General features: G+C 65.3%; 17 protein-coding genes. 8 read left to right on the top strand and 9 right to left on the bottom strand.

Annotated elements, in window-relative coordinates:
- Positions 1-48: 48 nt before the first annotated feature.
- Positions 49-903 carry an AraC family transcriptional regulator gene (locus tag KOI35_RS30240; protein WP_215792070.1) on the bottom strand — a complete coding sequence of 285 codons (855 nt, stop codon included), beginning with the start codon at positions 901-903 and terminating at the stop codon, positions 49-51.
- 57 nt (positions 904-960) lie between these two features.
- On the opposite strand from KOI35_RS30240, the gene KOI35_RS30235 reads away from it, so the two are divergent.
- Both KOI35_RS30235 and KOI35_RS30230 read left to right on the top strand, forming a co-directional pair.
- On the top strand, positions 961-3,246 hold the full coding sequence (locus tag KOI35_RS30235) for a hypothetical protein (RefSeq protein WP_215792069.1): 2,286 nt from the start codon (positions 961-963) through the stop codon (positions 3,244-3,246).
- 323 nt (positions 3,247-3,569) lie between these two features.
- Positions 3,570-7,430, top strand: a complete 3,861-nt coding sequence (locus KOI35_RS30230; RefSeq protein ID WP_308121221.1) for a ThuA domain-containing protein — start codon at positions 3,570-3,572, stop codon at positions 7,428-7,430.
- Here KOI35_RS30230 and KOI35_RS30225 read toward each other — a convergent pair.
- Both KOI35_RS30225 and KOI35_RS30220 read right to left on the bottom strand, forming a co-directional pair.
- On the bottom strand, positions 7,421-9,232 hold the full coding sequence (locus KOI35_RS30225) for a recombinase family protein (RefSeq protein ID WP_246614044.1): 1,812 nt from the start codon (positions 9,230-9,232) through the stop codon (positions 7,421-7,423). The genes KOI35_RS30230 and KOI35_RS30225 overlap by 10 nt on opposite strands.
- A 417-nt stretch (positions 9,233-9,649) precedes the next feature.
- Positions 9,650-10,564 (bottom strand): replication-relaxation family protein, encoded by a 915-nt coding sequence (locus KOI35_RS30220; RefSeq protein WP_215792429.1) that lies wholly within the window; start codon positions 10,562-10,564, stop codon positions 9,650-9,652.
- 938 nt (positions 10,565-11,502) lie between these two features.
- Here KOI35_RS30220 and KOI35_RS30215 point away from each other — a divergent pair.
- Together KOI35_RS30215 and KOI35_RS30210 are read left to right on the top strand one after the other, a co-directional pair.
- A complete protein-coding gene (locus tag KOI35_RS30215; RefSeq protein ID WP_215792067.1) occupies positions 11,503-11,745 on the top strand; it encodes a winged helix-turn-helix domain-containing protein in 243 nt (80 codons plus the stop codon).
- 125 nt (positions 11,746-11,870) lie between these two features.
- Complete coding sequence (locus KOI35_RS30210; protein WP_308121220.1) at positions 11,871-12,350, top strand: DUF488 domain-containing protein; 480 nt, start codon at positions 11,871-11,873, stop codon at positions 12,348-12,350.
- On the opposite strand, the gene KOI35_RS30205 is transcribed toward KOI35_RS30210, so the two are convergent.
- Entirely contained in the window at positions 12,313-13,158 is an 846-nt protein-coding gene (locus KOI35_RS30205) for a DUF8757 domain-containing protein (RefSeq protein ID WP_215792066.1), read from the bottom strand. The two genes, KOI35_RS30210 and KOI35_RS30205, sit on opposite strands and share 38 nt — an antisense overlap.
- A gap of 161 nt (positions 13,159-13,319) precedes the next feature.
- Between KOI35_RS30205 and KOI35_RS30200 the strand changes: the two genes are divergently transcribed.
- Positions 13,320-14,363, top strand: coding sequence for a DUF3644 domain-containing protein (locus tag KOI35_RS30200; protein WP_369076859.1), 1,044 nt, complete (start codon positions 13,320-13,322; stop codon positions 14,361-14,363).
- A 188-nt stretch (positions 14,364-14,551) separates the two neighbouring features.
- Positions 14,552-15,490, top strand: coding sequence for a PIN domain-containing protein (locus KOI35_RS30195; protein WP_215792064.1), 939 nt, complete (start codon positions 14,552-14,554; stop codon positions 15,488-15,490).
- A 272-nt stretch (positions 15,491-15,762) separates the two neighbouring features.
- Here the strand turns inward: KOI35_RS30195 and KOI35_RS30190 are convergent, their stop codons facing one another.
- A complete protein-coding gene (locus KOI35_RS30190; RefSeq protein ID WP_215792063.1) occupies positions 15,763-15,945 on the bottom strand; it encodes a hypothetical protein in 183 nt (60 codons plus the stop codon).
- A 168-nt stretch (positions 15,946-16,113) separates the two neighbouring features.
- Between KOI35_RS30190 and KOI35_RS30185 the strand changes: the two genes are divergently transcribed.
- Complete coding sequence (locus KOI35_RS30185; RefSeq protein WP_215792062.1) at positions 16,114-17,262, top strand: hypothetical protein; 1,149 nt, start codon at positions 16,114-16,116, stop codon at positions 17,260-17,262.
- Between the two features lie 200 nt (positions 17,263-17,462).
- Here the strand turns inward: KOI35_RS30185 and KOI35_RS30180 are convergent, their stop codons facing one another.
- From KOI35_RS30180 to KOI35_RS30170, 3 genes are all read right to left on the bottom strand, one after another.
- Positions 17,463-19,115 carry an endonuclease NucS domain-containing protein gene (locus KOI35_RS30180; RefSeq protein WP_215792061.1) on the bottom strand — a complete coding sequence of 551 codons (1,653 nt, stop codon included), beginning with the start codon at positions 19,113-19,115 and terminating at the stop codon, positions 17,463-17,465.
- A gap of 304 nt (positions 19,116-19,419) precedes the next feature.
- The gene (locus KOI35_RS30175; protein WP_215792060.1) at positions 19,420-19,647 is read right to left on the bottom strand and encodes a hypothetical protein; all 228 of its coding nucleotides are present in this window, start codon (positions 19,645-19,647) and stop codon (positions 19,420-19,422) included.
- Between the two features lie 287 nt (positions 19,648-19,934).
- A complete protein-coding gene (locus KOI35_RS30170) occupies positions 19,935-21,083 on the bottom strand; it encodes a Shedu anti-phage system protein SduA domain-containing protein (RefSeq protein WP_215792059.1) in 1,149 nt (382 codons plus the stop codon).
- A gap of 466 nt (positions 21,084-21,549) precedes the next feature.
- Here KOI35_RS30170 and KOI35_RS30165 point away from each other — a divergent pair, with 466 nt between their 5' ends.
- Positions 21,550-22,218: a hypothetical protein gene (locus KOI35_RS30165; protein WP_215792058.1), complete on the top strand. Its 669-nt coding sequence runs from the start codon at positions 21,550-21,552 to the stop codon at positions 22,216-22,218.
- A 208-nt stretch (positions 22,219-22,426) separates the two neighbouring features.
- Here KOI35_RS30165 and KOI35_RS30160 read toward each other — a convergent pair.
- Positions 22,427-22,648 (bottom strand): flavin reductase (locus KOI35_RS30160; RefSeq protein ID WP_215792057.1); only part of this gene is annotated, 222 nt, incomplete at its 5' end.

The following is a 22,648-nucleotide window of genomic DNA, read 5'->3' as shown; positions in this document are numbered from 1 at the left end:
GCTTTTCACAGGTAAGGGTTGCCTTGCCTGCCGGAGGTTAGGCGAGCCTTAGCTTGGCGGCAATCCCGCACTCTGGACAGGCGATACGGGATTCCGGACATGGAGCGCGCCGGGCGTAACCCGCATCACCCGCCGGAACGCCGCGATGAACGTGCTCGGCTGCGAATAACCCAGTCGTTCGCTGACATTCCGGACGTCCGTACCGTCGGAAAGCATGGCCAAGGCCACATGCACCCGCAGCGCCTGCCGCCACTGCGCGAACGACAGGCCGGTCGCCTCCCGGAAGGCCCGAGTGACGGTTCTCTCGCTCGTAGCCAGCTCGGCCGCCCACTCCTGCAGTCCCCGCTCGTCGGCCGGATCGGCCAGCAGTGCCTCGGCGATCGCGTCGATCCGCGGGTCACCGGGCAGCTCGAGCGCGATCGGTCGCTCGGCCGGCTCGAGCACGTCGAACACCACGGCCTCGGTGCGCACCCGCTCGCCGGCCGCCAGATCCGGCCCGGCCAGCCGCACGAGCAAGGCTTCGAGCAGCGGCGTCATCGTGATCGAGGTCGGCCCGGCGAACGCCACCGGCGTCCGCTCCGGCGCGAAGAACGCCTCATGCAACTCGGCCGCCGCCGTCAGCCGCCCGCCGTGCACCACACCCGCGGGCAGCCACAGCCCGAACCCCGGCGGCACGGTGAACAGCCGGTTCCCGATCCGCGAGGTCAGCGTGCCGCCGCGAACCCAGACGAGCAGATGAAGCGGATGCGAGTGCGGAGCCCACTCGGTCGCCACGCCGGGCACCTCCGACGCGGCCACGATCGCCGAGTCGCCCGCGTTCCCCGGCACGCCGGGTCGCACAACCGTGCCCGGATCCCGCCGCCAGGTCCCCAGGCTGAGATGGTCGTCAGCCGCGGCCCCCATGGATGAGATCGTACGCGGAGTCGTGCTCGCGGGCCGTCGTCGCTCTACGTTGAGCAGGTGTCACCGTTTCTTCCGCTGCGGCCGGATCAGGACCTCGTCCCGCAGCTGCTCGCGGCATCGCGGGCCGGCCGGAGTCTGACCTGCGCCGGGGCCGACGTGAACGCCGCCGACCTGCGATCGGCATGTCTCGCCGGCGAGGGCCTCGACCCGTACGGGCTGCGGCTCGATCGCGCCCGCATCGTGGGCCCGCTCGATCTGCGAGCCTGTGAGGTGGCGGTCCCGCTGGCCTTCACCTCGTGCGACTTCACCGAGCCGATCGATGTGCGGGGCGCGCATCTGCACGATCTGTCGATCACCGCCGATCCCACCCTCCGGCCGTACGTCCTGCCGGGGATGCTCGCCACGGGCTGCCGGATCGACCGCGATCTCGACGTCTCGGGCATGGTGATCACCGGGGAGTTGGCCGCACGGCCCGGGGGCAGCACCCGGGCCAGTGTCTGGCTCATCGAGGCCGAGCTCGGCGGCAGCATCGTGGCGCGCGGCACCCATGTACTGCCGTCGACCGGCTTCGCGATCAACGCCGATCGGGTCCGGGTGGACGGCGCGATCCTGCTGCCCGACGGATTTCGAGCGACCGGGGAGGTTCGCTTCGGCGCCGCCCGGGTCAACGGCTCGCTCGACCTGATCGGCGCGCAACTCACCTCCGGCGACGGGCGGGCGCTCAACCTGGCCAGTGCCTCCATCGGTGGGAGCGTCTTCGTTCTCGACTCGGCGAAGACCAAGGAGCCCAGCCGGATCCGCGGACGGATCGACATGAACCACACGGCGATCGGTGGGACCTTCTTCATGCGGAACGCCCAACTGACGGCGCCACCAAGCGGCGTCGGTGCCCACCCCTACAACATCGCCACCCCTATGAGCCGGCCCCTTCTGTTCGCTTCGCAACTGTCCGTGCGCGGCGCCATGCGGATCGAGGGCGACACCGTGGTGCGAGGCGGCTTGCTGCTGACCGGCGCGCGGTTGGAGGGCGGCCTGAGGGTGGAGGGTTCCGTCTGGAACCCGGGCGACATCGCCGTCGATCTCGCCCAAGCCGGCATTGGCGGCATCGAGGCGGCCGACGTCTCGATCGAAGGCACCGTGAAGCTGGACAACGCTCAGGTCGACGGTCCGGTCCGCTTCGACGGTGCGAGCTTCACGACCCCGCGGCAACGGCGTTGCATCAGTGCTGTCGGCATCCGCATCCAGGGAGATCTGCGGCTGGCCGGGGTCAATGCGGTAGGGGGCGGCCTCAACTTTCGCGGCGCCTCGGTCGGCGGTGTGGTGGACGCCGCCGACGCTTACATCAGCAACCCGGGCGACAAGACGTTGAGCCTGCATATGGCTGAAGTCAGCGGCAACGTCCGGATCTGCGGAAAGTTCCGGTCCATCGGGCTCGTGGTGCTCAACCGCGCGGTCGTCGGGGGACGGCTGCGGGCCGACGGAGCGGTGCTGGAATGGCGCCCCGCTGGCCTGGAGCCACCGGGTGAACCGAATCCCCGCGGCGTCGCCCTCGAGGCGCTGGCCGCCGACGTCCGCAGTGGTCTGCTGCTCGGCTGGACCATCAAGGCCGGTGGCATCGACCTCACCGACGCCACGACGACTGCGTTGGCCGACCGCCCGGAATCCGACTGGCCGGTCACCTCGTACCTCGGCGGCTTCCGGTACGACAGGTTCGCGCCCGTCGACTGGGAGTCCGGCCGTGCCGTCTGGGACGCGGACGAACGGATCGCCTGGCTCGCGCGGATGCGGCCGTTCGACCCGCGGGCCTGGCAGCATCTCGCCACCGTGCTCCGGACGGCAGGCGACCGCGACGGTGCCGACGCGGTGGAGATCGCCGCCTTACGTCAGGCCCGAGCCGGCCGCCCTCGTCGCGCCAGGGCCATCGATCGCCTCCAGGACACCACCGTCCGCTACGGCTTCCGTCCACAACGGGCGATCTATCTCCTCATCCTCCTGATCGCCGCCGTGACGTTGTCCCTGTACCTGCCGGCGGTCCGCGATCAGCTGCGCGCGACCGACGACAACGCCGTCGTGTTCAGTCCCGACGGCGCCCGGCCCCTGCCCGGCGAGGCACCGCGCCCCGGCACCTGCGGCGACGGAAAGGTGCGCTGCCTGAGCCCGCTCTTCTACGCCATCGACACCGTGGTGCCGCTCATCGACCTGCACCAGCGCTCCACCTGGTACCCGGTCGGCGAGGGCCACGGCCCCTGGCTCGAGTGGTGGCTCAACCTGTGCACGATCCTGGGCTGGGTGACGTCGACCGTGTTCGCCTTCTCCTTCACCCGGCTGGGCAGCCGGACGTAGGCCGCCGGGAAGCGCTCTCCCGCCGGTGGGAGGTCCGGCGCCGCGTTGCCTCAACGGGCAGATGTTGCCCCTTCGGCGGTCTGGTTTCACGACGATCGATGAAGTCATTGTTCGACGATGACGAATCTGTTAACTTTTCAGCACCTCCGAGAAAGCGCTCTCCGAGGGGTTCGAGATCCACGATGCGACGGCGCCACACCCCCGATCGGGCGTCGTCGACGAGCACCCCACTCACCCCATCCCCATGGCGGCGCGTGCGACCTCCCCCGATGCGTGACGTGCCGACCCTCACGAGAGGGACCCCACCGTTCATGATTCGCAGAGTGTTACTGATCGTCGCCCTGGTGCTGGCCGGGACGGGCATCCACGCCGCCCCGGCCTTCGCGGCCGACTTCTCGGTGCTGATCTTCAGCAAGACCGCCGGGTTCCGGCACGACGCCATCCCCGCCGGGATCACCGCGATCCAGCAACTGGGCGCGCAGAACAACTTCACGGTCGAGGCCACTGAGGACGCCGGCCAGTTCACCGACGCCAACCTGGCCCGGTTCAAGGCGGTGATCTGGCTGTCCACCACCGGCGACGTGCTCGACGCGACCCAGCAGGCCGCGTTCGAGCGCTATCTGCGCGCGGGCGGCGGCTATGTCGGCGTCCACGCCGCGTCCGACACCGAGTACGACTGGCCCTGGTACGGCAACCTCGTCGGCGCCTACTTCGCGAGTCACCCCGCGATCCAGCCGGTCACCGTACGGATCGAGGACACCGCCCACCCGTCCAACGCGGGCATCCCGGTGAACTGGAACCGCACCGACGAGCTGTACAACTACCGCACCAACCCGCGCTCGCAGGTACACGTACTCGCGAATCTCGACGAGTCCACGTACACCGGCGGCAGCATGAACGGCGACCACCCGATCTCGTGGTGCCGGCCCTACGACGGCGGCCGGTCCTGGTACACCGGCCTCGGCCACACCCAGGAGAGCTACGCCGAGGCCAACTTCCGGACCCACCTGCTCGGCGGTATCAAGTACGCCGCGCAGAACATCGGCAACTGCTCGGTGTCGGGCCCGGCCGGCACGTTCAGCCAGGTGAACCTGGCCAAGGGCGTGTCCGAGGTGGGCGAGCCGATGGGCATGACCGTGCTGCCCAACCGGGGTGTGCTGCACACCTCGCGCAACGGCGTCATCCGCTACACCGACGTCAACGGCAACACCAAGGTCGCGCTGACGCTGCCGGTCTACAGCCACGACGAGGAGGGTCTGCAGAGCATCAAGGCCGACCCGAACTTCGCCACCAACCGCTGGGTGTACGTCTACTACGCGCCACCGTTGAGCACGCCGGGCGGCGACGCTCCGTCCACCGGTACGGCGGCACAGTTCGCGCCGTTCAACGGTTCCAACAAGCTGGGCCGGTTCACCGTACGGGACGACAACACGATCGACCCGAACTCGCTGGTGACCATCCTCGACGTACCGACCAGTCGCGGGTTGTGCTGCCACGTCGGCGGTGACATCGACTTCGACGCCGCCGGCAACCTGTACCTGTCCACCGGTGACGACACCAACCCGTTCGACTCGGCCGGTTACGCGCCGCTCGACGAGCGGGCCGACCGCAACCCCGCCTACGACGCGCAGCGCACCTCGGGCAACAGCAACGACCTGCGCGGCAAGGTGCTGCGGATCAAGCCGGGCGCGACCGGCGGCTACACCATCCCGGGCGGCAACATGTTCGCCCCGGGAACCCCCAACACCAAGCCCGAGGTGTACGCCATGGGCTTCCGCAACCCGTTCAAGATGAGCGTCGACAAGGCCACCGGTGTCGTCTACCTCGGCGACTACGGCCCCGACGCCGGCTCGGCCGACCCGCAGCGCGGCCCCGCGGGCACCGTGTCGTTCGAGCGGATCACCCGGCCCGGCTTCTTCGGCTGGCCGTACTGCTCCAACTACAACACCCCGTACCAGGAATACGCCTTCCCGACCGGGCCGTCCTCCGGTCCGTACAACTGTGCCGGTGGGCCGACGAACAACTCGCGGAACAACACCGGTATCACCGCACTGCCGGCGTCGCAGGCGGCGTGGCTCCCGTACGGCGGGCAGGGTCCCTGGCGTCCCGAGCTGGGCGGCGGCGGACCCATGGGCGGCCCGGTCTACAACTTCGACCCGGGACTGGCGTCCGACGTCAAGTTCCCCGCCTCGTACGACAAAAAGGTCCTGCTCGGGGAATTCACCAGCCGCTGGATCAAGGCCGTCACCCTGAACGGCGACGGCACGGCCGGTGCGATCGAGCCGATCCCGTGGACCGGCACGGCGATCATGGACATGGAGTTCGGGCCGGACGGCGCGCTTTACGTGCTCGACTACGGCACCACCTGGTTCGGCGGGGACGAGAACTCGGCGCTCTACCGGATCGAGTACAACAGCGGCGGCAACCGGGCGCCGATCGCGCAGATCAGTGCCACCCCGTCGTCGGGTGCAGCGCCGCTGACCGTGCAGTTCAGCTCGGCCGGCAGCAACGACCCGGACGGCGACCCGATCACCTACGCCTGGGACTTCACCAGCAACGGCAGCACCGATTCCACGGCGGCCAACCCGACCTTCACCTACCCGAGCAACGGCGAATACACCGCGACCTTGACCGTACGGGACTCCGGCGGCCGAACCTCGACGGCCAGCACGGTCGTCGGCGTCGGCCGGGCCTCCATCCAGCTGGTCGCCCCGCCCGACGGGTCGGTGTTCCAGTTCGGCGACCTGGTGCCGTACGAGGTCAAAGTCACCGACCCGAACGCCGCCACCATCGACTGCAACCGGGTCGTCGTCAACTACGTGCTCGGCCACGACAGCCACGGTCACCCGATCACCAGCAAGACCGGTTGCAGCGGCTCGATCCAGACCACGGTCGACGGCGAGCACGACGCGAGCGCGAACATCTTCGGAGTGCTGGCCGCCGAGTACACACCCGTCAACGGCGTCGCGGTCCAGGCCCAGCACCAGCTGCAGCCGCGGACCCGGCAGGCCGAACACTTCAGCACCATGAACGGCATCCAGGTCGCTCCCAAAGCCAACGCCCACGGCGGCAACGCCGTCGGCTACATCGAGAACGGCGACTGGATCTCCTTCGCCCGCTACAACCTGGCCGGCGTCACCGGCATCAAGGCGCGGGTCGCCTCGGCCGGCGTCGGCGGCACACTGACCGTACGGACCGGCTCGCCAACGGGCCCGGTGGCCGGCACGGTGCAGGTCGCCCCGACCGGCGGCTGGGAGACATGGGTCGACGTCACCGGAACAATCAACCCACCCGCTGGAACGAACCAGTTGTACCTGGTGTTCACCGGCGGCGCCGGGTCGTTGTTCGACATCGACGACTTCACCTTCACCTCCGGCGGCACCACGCAGCCGCCGACGGGCAACCTGGCGCTGAACAAGCCGGTGACCGCGTCGAGTACGGAGTCCGGCGCGTACCCGGCGTCGGCCGCGGTGGACGGCTCACTGACCACGAGGTGGGCGAGCACGTTCAGCGATCCGCAGTGGATCCAGGTGGACCTGGGCCAGTCGACCACCATCGACCGGGTCAAGCTGACCTGGGAGGCGGCGTACGGCTCGGGTTACCAGATCCAGACGTCCACCAACGGAACCACGTGGACCACCGTACGAACAATCACCGGCGGCGACGGCGGGGTCGATGACAACACGGGCCTCGGCGCCACCGGCCGCTACGTGCGCATCAACGGCACGGCTCGCGGCACGGCCTGGGGCTACTCGCTGTTCGAGTTCGAGGTCTACGGCGGGGTTGTCGTGCAGCCCTCGGGCAACCTGGCGCTGAACAAGCCGGCCACGGCGTCGAGCACCGAGGCGGTCGCCTACCCGGCGTCGGCCGCGGTCGACGGTTCGCTGACGAGCAGGTGGGCGAGCACCTTCAGCGATCCGCAGTGGATCCAGGTGGACCTGGGCCAGTCAACCGCGATCAACCGGGTCAAGCTGACTTGGGAGGCGGCATACGGCTCGGGTTACCAAATCCAGACGTCGGCCAACGGAACCACGTGGACCACCGCCCGAACGATCACCGGCGGCGACGGGGGAGTGGACGACAGCACGGCGCTGGCCGCTACCGGCCGCTACGTCCGAATCAACGGCACGGCCCGCGCTACGGCCTGGGGCTACTCATTGTTCGAGTTCGAGGTCTACAGCTGATCGGCTGAACCACGCACGACAGGGTGCGGAGACCTTCGGGGGGTCTCCGCACCCTGGTTTGTCCCTTTTAGACCAGACTTCGCTCGTGGAGCGGCGACGGCTCTTGCCTTGGTCGGGCCGAAGGTGCCGTCACGCTGGTTCGCTGGCCGGCGCTCGGGCGGATCGAGGGTGGCGCGGATCAGTTCGTCGCCTGGATCCGGCCTTCGCAGCGAGTCGCCGACACCGGGTTCGAGTCCCGTCCGCCCCACCAAGCTAGGCATTGCGCGAACCGCCTCATCGGGTTCGGGCACCCGGAAGACCGGGATGACCTTGTCGTCGTCGGTGATCCGGATTTCGGCGATCAGCTGTTCGATAGCCGCCTTGCGTTCGGCCGAGCTGCCGTCCTCGATCACGTACGCCAGGTGCTCCCGGATCCGGTCGATCGTGGCGGGCGACGGTGCTACGGGCTCGTCTTCGATGGCGTCGGCGATCTCGTCGCGGCGGACGGTGAGCGCGTCGATCTCTGTGCGCAGTTCCCTCAGCCGGAGGCCGGCGTCGGCTTCGTCCATGGTTCCGTTCTCGAACGCTGCTCGGTAACGGTCGCGAGCTCTGGTCTTGGCGGTGATGGCGATTTCGAGGGCGTCGAGTTCGCCGCGCCGGTCGGCGTTGGCTTCTCGGTGGTGGTGCCGGGCGCGGGTGATGGCGTTGGCGATGAGCCGTTCGGCGTCGCGGTAGAAGTCGTAGAGCGCTTGGAGCGTGGCGGTGTCCATGGCTGTCGCGTCGAGGCGTGGGGCGTCGCATCCGTGGCTGCCGTAACGGACGCGGGAGTAGCAGGTGTAGTAGCGGTAGGTGCGGTTGCGGCCTGTGGCCGAGGTGCCGATGTATTTGTTGCCGCAGTGGGGGCAGGTGATCAGGCCGGTGAGGTGGTAGTCGGAGTCGCTCATGGCTCGCTGGTTGTGGGCGTCAGCGCGGGTGTCGGCAATGTCGCGGACGCGGCGCCAGGTGTCGCGGTCGATCAGGGCTTCGTGGGTGTCGGTGACGTGGACGTCGCCGTAGACGATGTCGCCGGTGTAGGCGGGGTTGTCGAGGATGCGGCCGATGGTCATGCCGGACCACTTCTTGCCCAGGCGGTTGGCGATGCCGCGCCGGTTGAGTTCGTCGGCGATGGCGCGGGTGCCGAGTCGCTGGTTGACGTACATGTTCACGATTTCGCGCAGGATCGGCGCTTCAGTTGGGTGCGGGATGAGTTTCTGTGTCTGCGGTTCGACCTGGTAGCCGTAGGTGCGGTGGCCGCCGGGCCACCTTCCCTTGGCGGCTTTGGCGTGCATGCCATTGACGACGCGGTCGATGATGGTTTCCCTCTCGAATTCGGCGAAGACACCGAGGAGTTGGACGAGCATCCGGCCGATCGAGGTTGAGGTGTCGAACGGCTCGGTGGCGGAGACGAAGGCGACTCCGGCGTCGTCGAGGTCGGTGAGCAGATCCAGCAGGTCGGAGAGTCGGCGGGTGAACCGGTCCACCCGGTAGACGAGCAAGATGTCGAAGCGCCCCGCCTTCGCCGCTCGCAGCGCCCGCTGGAGTCCGGGCCGGTCGGTATTTGCGCCGGACGCGTCGTCGGAGAACGGTTCGGGCAGGGCGACCCAACCGGGCTGGGAGTTGATGTAGGACGTGAGCGCCGTGATCTGGGCGTCGATGGAGAACGGCTGGTGTTCGTCGTCGGTGGAGCGGCGCACGTAGACGGCGACCCGCCGGTTGCCAGCAGGTATGTCGCCGAGTCCGGTGCGTGGCCGGCGGCGTCGTGCTCTGGGGGTGGTCGCTGCCATGTGAGCGGATCCTTCGCGTCGGGGTGGCCGGTGGCGACGCGGGTTGAGTCGCCACCGGCCCTTTCTATGCGGCGGTGTCGGGGTGTTCGTCGTGGTGCTGTTCGTAGCGGGCGATGAGCACGGCGAGGGCTTCGACGGCGTCGGCGTACTCGGCGTCGGTCATGGTGACCGTCTCGATGCGGGCGATGGTGATGTCGGTGATTGCTGGTCGTCCGCGGATCGGCGTTATCCGCTGGTGCTCAGGTTCGGCATCTCGGTTGCCATGCGGGCTGCTGCCCCTAGACCTCCACAAGGTGCTTGATCGCTGTCGCCAAATAGCGGGTGCGCATTTGGCCCCGCCTCCTTTCGTCCTGTCAGCTATCGGATGTGCTGTCAGTTGGTCGGGGTCCGGTGACCGGCAGCCACCGGTTGCCCCCTTCATGCGGCATCTCGTATGCGGTCGGTGATGGCGACGCTCAGCTCGGCCAGGGTCAGTGCGGGGCCGGTGTGCTGGTGCAGCCACCAGACCGGTCCCGCTGGGTGGCCGAGGTCGGTGGCGGTGGCCGGTGCCCTGCCACCGCGACCGTGTACCGCGGTCGCCGTCGGATAGCCGGTACCGGCCTGGCTGAGGGCGTCGTGCAGGTGGCGTTCACGAGCAGGGCCGGGCAGCCAGAACAGCACCGGCCAGAGCCGGCCGGTGACCCGGGCGAGGTCGCGGTAACCGTCGACCTTGTCCACCAGGCGATTCAGCGATTCGGTCCCGGTGTCGTACTCCAGGAAGAACGCCGTCGAGACGCCATGGTCGGTGAAGATGCCGTGCCCGTCCGGGCGAACCTTCAGCCGGTACGCCAGGGCGGTCCCGTCTGCCCGGTGACCGGAGCGGGTGTCATCACCGGTGAAAGCGGTCATCTGCTGGCAGCGTGCCGCCGACCACCACCGTTCCAGCTCGGCGCCCGGGTGGGTCCGTGCGCGTGCGGCCAGTTGGGTGAAGAAGTCGTTCACCACCAGCAGATGGGGCAGGTTGGCCCGGCTGGTCAGATGCCACCGCCGCAACCGTGCTTGGTCGCGACGTGGCGTTGGTTCGCCGCGCTGACTGGCCATCACGTCGGAGCCGAGCTGGGCGAGTACCCAGTGATACGGGTACGAGCCGCCGTCAGGGCGTTGTGGCCGGAACCGGTCGACCAGCTGTTTGCTCATCAACGCCCGTAGGCGGCGTTGCGCGAAGTTGAGCGACGGGAACAGGGCCGCGGCGATCTGGTCGGTGGTCAGCACGCCGTGGTCGGCCAGCCAGCTCAACAGGGTGAGATCCCGGGCGGTGAGCCCAGCCTGAACCCGCATGATCGGCTCACCCACAGCGCCCGTCCTGGCAGGCGGTATTACGGCGTTCTCCCCACCGGGGGATCCCCAGGAAGGGATCAGTCGCAGCATGGCCGAGTGTCCCGGCAACCGGCCTGAGCAGCACTGTCAGACCTGACAGCACGTCCCTTTGGGCGTCCTGGTCAAGCGGGACGGCCGAGCGCATCCCCGCGGGGACAGCGAGAGGGACGGCGGAACTCTTTGAGGTCCCTCGCCTGGTTGGGTTCGGTCGATACACACAATTCGAGGTCATCAACAGCTCCGAAGGCATCGGTGGACGGCGAACGGCCTTCGACGCCTCCGGACACGCCGTGGCGTAGTGCGGAGGAGTTCGAGTTTGGCCGTGAGGAGCAGGGCGCCGGCATCGCACAGGCGCGTGTCACCGCTGGCCCTGGTCGGGCCGCAGTACACGCATCCAGCGCGTGTGCCGGACACCGGGGCTCAACTCACCGGCGTGGGTACCTGATTCGGGGTCTGCCCGATCACCGGGGCCGCCCGATGCCAACCAGTTGCCGATGTCCTCAGACCCGCGTACCGCTTGCTCACTTAAGGCTGCATAGGGACGGGTCCCAGCGGACGGGCAACCGGCCACACGGGATACGCGTACCAGGGGACGCCCCAGCGGTCCCGGCGATCAACCGAGTTTCTGATCGTTCTCAGATGACGAACACTTCAAAGGACAGGCGTTCGCGAGACCGGACCGCTGCCACGGCCTGGCCAGTGGGTCTACGAGCCCCGTGCCCAACCTCCGAGCACGGGGCCACGCTGCCAATGGCTGCCGCGGATACCGCTGGACTGCCGCTAACGGTCAGGGTTGCCCCGCCAGCGACGGTGTCGCACCGACCACGCTACCCATCTTGTATTTGCTTGTCTACCTATGTATCGCCTCGTAGCTGCCGATAGGTAGACGTGGCACGCTTCGTAAGTTGGCGCACGTGAGCCCGCGACCGGTACGCACCGACGGCCCCGTGCCGGTCTACGTCCAGATCGCCGACTACATCGAAGACGACATCAAGACCGGCCGGCTCCAGCCCCACGACCGCATCCCCACCGAGAACGACATGCACGCCGAGTGGGGCGTAGCCCGAACAACAGCCCGCCGAGCAGTAAACCTCCTGCGCGAGCGTGGCTTGGTCTACACCGTCCCGCAGCGAGGCACCTTCGTAAGCCCAGAATGATCTTTAAATGGCCTGGCCATCTTGATGACTTGAGCGCGAAACGAACGGCGTGTCGCGGGGCGCGAAGAAACACCGTTACTAAAACTATGCGTAGGGTCTCGCCCGAGTTATGAGAAGGTAAGGATGTGGAGCCAGCACCAGAACTGCAGCCAGTCGGCATCGTAGGCGTCGGCTACGAAGGCAGGAACGCCAACGATTTGGTAGCCGATCTAGTGGCGCTGGGCGTGTCGAAGCTTGTTGACGTGCGCTTGACCCCGATCTCCCGTAAGCCAGGACTTAGCAAGACGGCGCTTGGCCGAGCTTTGAACGAAGCCGGAATTGCCTATGAGCATCGACGAGAGTTGGGAAATCCGAAGGCTAATCGACCTGGCTTCGGCGGGCTTCCACGAGAATTAGCGGCAGCCAAATCTACATACGAGTCACTCTTGGGTGCTCCTGCGGCTGATGAGGCGCTGAATAATATCGCTGAGGCCGGCCTGTCAGAGTTGATCGCGATCCTGTGTTTTGAGGCAGACCAAAATCGCTGTCATCGCGATGTGGTTTTACAAGAAGCGCGAAAGCGTTCGGCTAGGCTTTCGGGGGCCAGTACACGCCGAGAATGCTGAACACATGAGCCCGCTTGGCTTGATTTCCAACATAAAAGGCGACGTCCTTATCGCTGGCGCATAGATTTCCAAAGAACTTTTCCGACAAAGCCGTCGCGGCGTGCCTGGCATCGGAGCCTGCGAGGTGATTGCGTTGATAGGCGACAAACTCCCAGTCAATCATTCCCTGCCGATGGCCGCGACAATTCAGGTCGTGGCAGCGATATCGGTAGAACCCCTTGAATCGTGGCGGTTGCAGAGGAGTTCGATCGCGAGTGCCAAATAAGTCAAGCTGGTTGACGTAGGCATCGATCTTCGTCTGCTCATCCGCACTCCACCCTGGGTGCCGCTCGATATCAATTCCACCCACGTCCTTCGGCTTTATTAGCGCAAGAGACTGTGAATTAGCATCCGCGCGCGCCGCCCGGTGAAGTCTGCACATAGATTCTTCAATATACGGGTCAATCCAGTTTCGTCTTGGCTGCCAAGGCTTGAGAAATGCGCCTCGTTCGAGTGAAGCCGAAATTGGTTTCCAGCTTTCGCGTCGCTGGTCATTGCGCGCTGGACGGGCATCGACACTCACCAGTTCGTATTTACGAAACTTCTCGTCCGATGCTAAATCCCGGAAATTGACAGGATAGAGCCTTATCCAGCCGCGGCGATTGAGGTCCGCACTGAGGCCCGCAACGCAGACCGTTTCTCCATAGGTTTGCGACGGATTAGGAGCTGCCTTGACCGTAATTAGCACTCGGAGCCGCTCTTTTCTATCAGATTGCGGCTTTTCTTCCGGCCCCTCCTCACGCGGGCCGAACAGGGATAGCTGATTCATGGTGACCCTCGGTCCTAACCCTAGGTAGCCAGTCCGACACTTGATGTCGCGAGTGTGCCATAGCTGTCCACATGGGGGAAGCCGCGCTTCGTCTACACATTGTGGACAATGATCGGTACTTCGGCGCAATCTAGCTGCGGGTTTGGCGGTATCATGGGTGGATGGCGCCTCGACCCAGATGGTGGCATCAACTGCAAGCGGCCCGCAACGAGTCCATCCTGGCGGTTGATCTCTACAACCGCTCTGGCATGGAACGTCAGCTGGAGGCCTTCATCGTCCACATGTCAATAGCGTGGACTAAACTGCTACAAGCGAAATATGAACGCGACAATATTGATTTTTACATTCGTGCAGCAAATGGGCGCCGGCAGAGGACGCGCGACGGAGACTGGGTAACGAAGCCTCTGCAGCAAATGATAGCGGAGCAATTCCAGGACTCTCACCCCATTAGGGCAAACTTGAACTTCTTCATTGGGTTGCGCAACAAGATTGAGCATCGGTATGAGCGGGAGATAGCGGCGTTGGTGACGGGCCGCACGCAAGCTTACATTTTAAACTTTGAGGAAGTTCTGGTTAGCGAGTTCGGTAGTTCCGAATCGCTGAGCAACACTCTGCGCTTTCCGCTCTTCGTTTCGTCAATCACAGATGACGCTGTTGCGGCGTTGAAGGCTGTTAGGAAGAGAGTGCCCAAGATTGTTGCGGAGTATATTCAAGATTTTGATGCAACACTAGAACCTGAGCTAACAGATCATCCAAGCTACGAATTCCGAGTTTATCTCGTCCCCAAGACGAGCCCTAAGGTCAGCGCAGACGTGGCTATGACTTTTGTCAGAATGGATGAATTATCTTCGGATCAGCTAGCTGTTATGGAGAAGGCGCAGACTATAATCAGAGAGAAGCAAGTTCCGGTTTCAGACCTCGAAAGTCTGCTTCCTTCGCAGATCGCGAAGGAGGTGTCGGCCGCTCTCGGATTTACCTTCAGCGTTAATGACCATAGCCTTGCATGGAAGTACTACAAGGTGCGACCGCCTGAGAACGACGAACATCCTGAGCGTACCAAGAGCCAATTCTGCACATACAACAGAGCCTTCAAGCGATACGTCTACACCGACGCTTGGGTGAGATACTTAGTACGGCACCTGTCTGACCCCCACGAGTACTTAGTCGTGTTGGGTAGGGAAATGCCGAACAGGGCAAGTCAATAGAATTATCTGGGTGTACCCTAGCGCGCGTAGCCCGTGCGACCAGTCGGTGAGTTGTCCTTCGGTGCGAGTTCGCGAGAGCAGATTGCCTGAGTGATCGTCGCTGCATGAGCTAGTGACCTCCCGTCCATGTGCAGGTGGCGCGTAAATTCGGTGCCCGGCGGCGATGGGTGGCTGCCAGGATGGCCGCTATGCTCGTCACCCTGGAACCCGGCGCTGACCGCAACTACGTTCTCGGCGTCCTCGACCGTGCCGTGGTCGAGATCGATAGCCCCCACCCGAACAACAATGTCCCCTATGGCGGCTACGTCGCCTGGATACTCGGGCTCGCCCGGATGCTGCGCGGCCATATCGCCGACGCCGACCTGGAAGGGCTGATCTACACACCCGGACTCGACCGGCTTCTTGCCGGTGTCGGCGCCGGCACGATGAAAGGTCAGCACGTCTTTAACGACGAGAAGGATGCCCGGCGTAGGGTATTTACCACGGCGGCCAACAACCTACGTGACCAGATCGCGCGCTGGAGCGTCCACCAGCACGAGGTGCTGAGCGTCGTCGACACGAACGTCTTCCTGCACCACCCAGGCTGGCACAAGGACCCCAGCCCGCAACGGGTCCTCGGCAGCATTCCGTGGGCGCTCGACCTGAAGGCGGGCCACGCCGACATTAAGCTTGTGCTTCCCGAGGTAGTCGTCCGTGAACTCGACCGGCACAAGGAATCGAGCAACAAGGTCGTGCGCTTCCGGGCACAGGTCACCCTCGCTGCGCTGGCCCGGCTGTTGCAAGATCCGTTTGCTCCGGTCGTGCTCCGTGAACACGGCCCACAGGGTGCAGCCGACGACGAGCCGGGCGGACAGGTGACGCTACGCGTCTTCTACGATGATCCGGCCCACCGGCCGGTCGACGACGAGGACACCGAAATCCTCCAGCGCGCCCTGGCCCTCCAGTCGCTGGCCAGCCATGACGTCGTTGTCTTTACGACGGACGTGACGATGGCGCTCAACGCCCGCCGGTTCGGCATGAAGACTGCCATCCCGGAGCGTCCGATCGAGGATCCGGACGATGCACCGCCGTCAAATCGCCAGCAGCGGCGTGAGCGCCAGGAAGCGGCCTACCGCGCCAACTCTTGATCCACCACCGGTGCCTGGCGCATCGAGTGGCGCGTCTGGCAGCGCCTCGCGGATCGAACAGGCGGAGTACTGGCAGCCTCGCGTATTCGAGCGGTGCGAGTTCTCCGGAATCACGGCAGGTCGTCGCGCTCAGCAATCGGTCCCGTGGACGAAGTCGATGAACAGAGAAGATCTCGTCGCGGCGCTCGCAGCACTGTCGGCGGGTCCGCCATGACGCTGAGCGGACAGATGAGCATCCGCCGCGAACGCCGAACGCCGAGCTCGCAGAGTTGTCATCGCTGGAGAAGCTCACGGATCCCGGTGAACAGGGCCATCGCGGTGCCCACGCCGACCGCCCAAGCCGGGCTGTGCGCGGCCAGCACCCCGACGACGGCTGCCCCGCCAGCCGCCACGATCGTGGTCCACCGTCGCGATCCCTGCGGATCCGGGGTCGAAGAGCTATCTCTGCTGGTCATGAAACGTCCACTCCTTCCTGGCCGAGAGGCCCGTCGCCTCGTGCCACACCAGTAGACCAGCGGGTGAACGTCCGGTTCCCGACAAGCTCGCGGGGCTCCAAACCCTGCCATCGGCCGGTACGGTCGCAGGTCGTGGTTCGCAAACAGCCCAGCCCCGCCGACACTGCATTGCTCGCCGCCGCCGGCGAAAGAGGAGCCACGGCCACCGTCACCCAGCTCGAACGGTGGCGGACGGCAGGACTGCTAGTCCGCAACGAGAAACACGGCGCAGGGCAAGGGCGGGGCAGTGTTTCGACCGCCCCGGCCGAGGCGGTCGACCTGGTGGTGTGGCTCAGCGCTCACGCCCGCCCGGGCCGCCGCCCCGACGACCTGGCTCTGGAGGCGTTCGGGGCCGGCCTGCCGATCCCGGAATCGACTGTGCGCCGAGCGTGGCTGATCGCCGCCACCGACTTTCGGCAAGACGCGTTACTCGGGCCGCGCGAGGCCAGCGATCGCAGCGCCTGGATCGGCGACGTCGCGGACGAACTAGCCAGCAAACACAGTGGCAAGATCGTGCTATTGCCTCAGCGCCTGCGCGACGTCGACGCCCGCATCACGGCGGCCGGCATCTCCTTCGCGATGCCGGAGCTGGCCGTGTTCGACAAAGGCCCCACCGAGGCCGAGCCGTACACCACCCGGGACTTCCTCACCACGGCGGTCTCCGCGACGCTGGGCGGCACCAGCGAGTTTGTGGACGCCGACCTCGGCGCAGTCGCCCGGGCCCTGGGCCCTCCCGGCGCCGCCGTCCCGGTCGCCTCGATGCTCGAGTACTCCGACAGCGAGCCTGCCCTGGCCGACATCAACGACGGGCATGGCCTGAACCTGCTCCCGGCCGCCGACGCCAGCGGCGAATTGACTCGGACTGTCACTGAGGCCTCGCTCACCCAGCTACGGGCGGCCTGGCAGGCCGTCGATGAGATGCATCGTTGGGCGGTGTCGCTCTGCGACACCGTGGAAGCCGAACTGGACGCGATCGCGGCCGGCGAGCCCCCGCCCGACTGTCCGGGCCTGCTGCAGTGGTTCTACGGCGTCGCCTTCGGGCTCAACCGGCTGCTGCTGCGCCAGGCCCTGCTTGAGCCTGCCCCGTCGCCCAAGGCTAAGGCGAGCACCGCGGTGATGCTGTTGTTCCTGGCCACCGGGATGAGCCGACTACGAGTGATGGTGCCCAATGGGCAGTTTGAGCTGCTGCCGGTGCTCCTGCCGCCGTTCCTGTACCGACTGGCCGAGATGGTCGCCGCCGACCTGCCGGCAAGTCTGCGCCCAGATGGCTCATCCTGACCGCGGCGCCCGGGCCGACCGCAGTCGGCGCTGGCGCTGGTCAGCTCAATGTGCGCTATTCGATCCAGGCGGACACGCTGTTGAATGCGGCATCTGGCACCCTGAACCTCATGCCTGGCGATTCCGCCGGCGTCGGGGTCAATCGTCAAACTTCACTGTGGGCCGCATTGATTCTCACTCCGCCCGCTGAGGTGATTACGTCAGTTCCCGCGCGGCACGAAAGGAAGGTCGTTGGTCACGAGCACCGTTGCGCTCTTCCAGTCGACATCTATCTGTGCGCGGTAGGCTGTGACCAGTGACTCGATCTCCTCGGCAAATTGTTCGAGGAATTTTGGCAGTGGATAGCACTGATCCGGCGTTGACTCATACTCGGACAGGGGGCGGCGGATGAGCCGGTCGTGGTCGAGTTCAAGCCGGACAGGTGGATCGTCTCCTGGCTGAAACTCGAATAGGACGTATTTCAGGCCAAGACCGTGCAGCACGTGACGATCGTCGGCCCAGGCGTGGCCCATCGACTTTGCGAATCCCCAGTCGACCGGATCCGGGTAGACCGCCTGAATCGTGTGATTGATCGTCGCCGGTGTCGAGCCGGTCCAGGCGAGAAAGCCCTCCAGTATCCGGCCGCCCGGCCCGGCGACATCTATCGCGGCGGTCATGCGTGGAAGTAACACGTGGAGATCGTCAGGCCAGCCGAACACCAGGGAGCCGATGAAGTCGCCCGGGTTGTAGATCTGGACAACGGTCCGTTGATCTAGCTGGGATTCGCGCTCGTCCAACCACGCAGCGATTATCTCGCCCCAACTATCTGCTCCGACCATCGTCTGCGCGACACGAAGCCGGAACTGTGTCCAGTGTTGGTGATTCGCGGGCCGCGCGGAACCGAGGTATTTGACCTGTGACAGACCGAGCCGGTCGAAGACTTGGCCGAGCAGGGTGTCGTCCGGATACAGGTCACGCTGGCTGTGGAAAATGCCCTGGCGGAGGACTTCAAGGGGCTGCCATCCGCCGCTGTCGGTCAGCATCTCAAACTTGTCGGCATAAGCCGGGCGTACGAGGTAGTTACTCTCGTGTAGTCGGTCGGCGACCGCTTCGAGCGCCGCATGTTCGATCGCCCACTCATCGACCTCATCGACCTCAACGTCGTCGTCCACCTTGTCGTACGCCTGCGACTCGGCTGGTTCGTTTTCGGTGGTACCCGTACGCGTCGGCGGGTGCGAGATGACGTCCGCGGGCTTTGCGTGTGGTGCTCGGCCGATCACTACGTACAGGGCAGAATCGCCATCTTCGTGGCGCAGGACGATGCCGAGCGCATCGATTGCACCAGCCGAGGCTAGTGCCGTCGTGATTGTTCGCCAGAGTCCATCGAGGTGATCAAGGCTCAGCGGGGCGACTGTAAAGTGGACAGGGCTGAGACCACGGGCGTCGGCCTCGGGCACCGCGGTGACCTCGGTGGCCGACGCGATCCTTGGCCCGTCCTGGGCTAGGTGCACGTGGTAGCCCCGGATCTCATTGCCCCATTCGCGTTTGAGGTTGCTGAACGGCACCAGCAGTTCCGCCCACTCGGTCGACACGATCACGGCGCGGACGTCTGCGCGGTTGACGCCCTGTTCTTGCCTGAGTAGCGCAACGTACTTGACGACCTCATGCACCGCCTCGCGGGCGGTGCTGTTACTACGTTTGACCTCGATCACTACGAGCGCGCCGTCGGCGTCGCGCGCGAGGATATCGACGAACCCTCGTGTGCCGTATGCATTCGGCAGTGGATAGTTGGTCCGGATCAGTGTTAGCCCACGTTCGAGGATGTCGAGATCTGTCGCCAGGTGGTCCCGGATGTGCTGTTCGGTGACGGTCAAGGCCAGCTCCTTGACAAAACCCTTTGTAGAGGGGTCTTAATCCTCGCGTTGACGCTGCAGGATTTCAACTCCGTTCCAGGTCCAGGTAGGAAACGGGCAATATGGCTTGTGCCGGCATCGACCTGGCCACCGAGCCCGTACCGAGGGCGGGTCGGCTCTATATGGTGGCCGAGTCTTCACCATGGGTGCGGGTCGGTACCACGTCTACATGAAGAAGGCGTATCGCGATTCTGGTGGTAGCTGTCGGGAAGGTCGCGCAGGATCGCGCCGACTTCCTTGGCGAAGCGGAGGGGTGACCGGGATCCTAGGCGAAGTGGGCGGAGCTCCAGTTCATCTTGGTCAGCGGCAGACCCTCGCGCAGGAGATCGCCGGTGGCCGAGTCGCCGATGTGGTCGGTGATTTGCACAGGAGTGGCAACGTGGCCGTGGGGGTAGCGTCCGAGCGACGGGACGTATCCGGTGGTGTAGAGGTAGCGCCGATCGCCGAGGTTAAGGCACGCGCCACGGGGCAGCGGGTACTCACCGTAACGCATGATTCGCAGGCCGGTGGACGGTATCAGCTTGAAGTGCTTGGCGAGCTGACAATACGGCGGCCACGGTGTTCAGGGTGCCCTGCGGTGCACCTGTGACCTGGACAAACGTCCTAACATAGGGATACCTGACACGACCGTAGCCCGGTTCGCATGGTGCAACGTTCGGCCCACGGGTAGGACCAGGGCGTTCGCCCTGGTTCGCCGAAGTCCCCTCAGTCGCCGGACCCGTTTCGGGTCCGCTCGTCGCTCGTGTTGTCTGATGCGGTCCGATCCAGCGACAAGCTGTCTCAGAACGGCGGATCGTCCCAAGGATCGCGGTACGACGCGGGTTCCGGCCAGGGGTCCTCTTCTGGCTCCGGCCAGTACTCCTCCACGTCTCGCTCTCCTTCGTCCTCGCCATCCGCATCGGTGAGGGCGAACGATCCCTCAGCGCCTTCGATCAAGTCTGCGAACGTCATTACCTCAATGCGGGAGAGATGGCTGTTGTAGGTGCGGATTGCCTCATTGATTGCCTCTTGCGGAATTCGACTCTCAACGAACATCGGATGACCAATGACCACCGTCGCTGATGCGCGGCGTGGATCCACCTTGAAGCGGTTGAGGATGAAGTCGCGCTGCTCGTCCAAGCTCCGCAGGTAGTTAGCCGCCTGCGAGACCGCCTCGTGTACTTCGTTGCCGACCCGGTAATGGCTCCTGTGCTCCCGGATCAACTTGGGGATGTTCGCCTGCTTGATCTCGACCACGTGCAGCGATCCATCCGACCGGACTAGCAGGAGATCCATCTCATCCCCTGGTACAAGTTGCCGGCGGACTTCCGCCTTGATGTAACGGCCTCCGAACACCCACCACTCTTGGTCCAAGACCCTCTGAATGTCCGGTTCAGTACTTGCGGGGTCCTCCACTACTTGACGCCATCTGCGGAGGCCCTGGAGTTGGCGGTTCCGCTCGATGACATCCGCGAGTACGCCCGCCTCGTCCATTCGGGCGAGGGCTTCCGCTAGATCAGGTGCGTTGCAGATCGCAGTCACCACGCGGTGGACGGCGTCAGCATCGACGCGGCCCTCATCGATACCTGCGATCAGTTGCTGTACGGCTGAATCGTGTGCGGGAAATTGGTAGACGCCAGCGGTCGGAAAGGCGTTGTTGAGCAGGTCTCTAACCGCCTCGATCTCCCGATCTTCGCAATACCACCGATGCTCCGCTCTGTCCTCGAAGCTGAAGCCGGGACCGTTAAGGCTCCTGCCGAAGGTTTGCACCTTGAACTCGCGTCGCTTGATCTCACCGGTTTCCTCATCCGAGATAGTCAGGATGGTGGCCGACTTGAATACCCGCCTGCCCTGCTTGACGTCCACCGTCGTGAAGTCGAGGACGTTGGGTGGCTGGTGCTTGGTTGTTGTGCGAACTCGGAAGGCTTGGGCCGCCGCATCCTGGCTCATGAGCGCACCGTAGCGACGGACGCACCATGCGTCGATGGAACGGCTGTTCGAGGCACACTTGCGCCCCTGCCAGCGGGCGCAAACGCGAGTCAATCAATCGGAGTCCGGCATGAGCCAGCCACATCGACAACCCAGCGCGAGGGCGAACGCCGACGACCCGCCGGGCCGCACGGCGACCACTCTCGGCACGTCACGCAGAACCCGGTCGAGTCCGGTCGGCGGTCGATGGCTACTTGGCGAGCGAGCGTCCAGACGATTGGGTCGGCGTCTGTCGGAGGCATCTGCGGCGGGTTGGTCATTTCGGCCCTGCTCGACTGTCGTGATCAACTCCGACGGTAGGCCATTACATTAGATTGTATCTACAGTAGATTGATCTTTAACTCGCACGCCTACCTGCAATTCACTTGATGCCGAGCATCGCATTTCCTCGATGGGATCGATTTGTGCACCCAACTATCTTGGTGGCGTGAAGTTGGATCTGGGTAGCGTGCCCGCTTGGCTTACTGTCGGATCAATTCTGCTGGCATTGCGAATATTTTTCAGAGACCGCGCCGCAGCCGACCGGAAGCAGGTCGATGCCGTCGCAATTTGGTGGGAGATCGAGCGGGACTTCAAGCCACCGTGGGAGGCGCGCGTCGAGCAGATCAAGCTACGCATGTGCGTGCGCAACGGGAGCGACCTACCCGTAGAGCTGACGTACGTGTCCCCGGTCATCGCCACCCGCTGGACGGTGCCGGTTGAGGATCCACGTCCAGATGCCCCAGGAGTATGGGACGTGGTGAGCGGCGAGAACCGGCCGGACCGGTTCTTTGGGCCAGTCGACCTGCCTCCGCAGAAGACCATTGAGTTCGACTGGCAGGAGGTGAACGTCGTCCATCTGGCGCCGCAGGATGCAACCCAGCTCGACCCCAGCCCTGACGCCGTGCGCTGCTCGCTTCGATGGGCGCTGGTCCGCGATAACGCTGGGAGAAGATGGCAGACCCGGCATGCGGCCGGTCGGCGTGCGAAGCGGATTCGCTGGTGGAGCCGGCACGATCCGGCGTTCCCGTACGACTGGAAGAACCCAATCGTGCGGAGATTCTGGGAAGCGCGGAATCGGATACGTGCGGCGCTGCCCGCCCCTAAGCGGGGTTGAGACCGCCAGGGTCCGCTGCTGGCGGTCGGTGCTGTCAATGGCCGAACGCCTTGACACGCGGCGTGAGTTATTGAGATGTCCCGGCATCGCATCACCCTCGATACCCACGAAGCGGTTCGCATCGTGCAACGTTTGGCCCACGGGGGTGCACCTCGAAGCGGGCGTTGGCGACGCTGGCGCGCAAGAAGCCGCACGTCCGCCTGCCTGGTTATCCAGGCAGGCCGACGCTCTTCCCGGAGCCCGGCGTCCGTGTCCATGCCAAGAAACGCTCATAGAGCTCACCAGGAGTCACGCCAGGCATGACGCCGGCCGCTTCGTTGAGGTAGGCGAAGAGGTACATCGCCAGTGAGGTCCGGCCGAGTTCGGTCGCGAGTTCCTCGCGCGCCGGGTCGCACGGCCAGGGCCTGGTGCACGCCAGGCAATCCCAGGA

The organism is Paractinoplanes bogorensis (genome assembly GCF_018829635.1).
Taxonomy (GTDB): Bacteria; Actinomycetota; Actinomycetes; order Mycobacteriales; family Micromonosporaceae; genus Actinoplanes; species Actinoplanes bogorensis.
The sequence above is the reverse complement of the archived record's forward strand: the minus strand, read 5'-3'. Positions and strand labels throughout refer to the sequence as shown.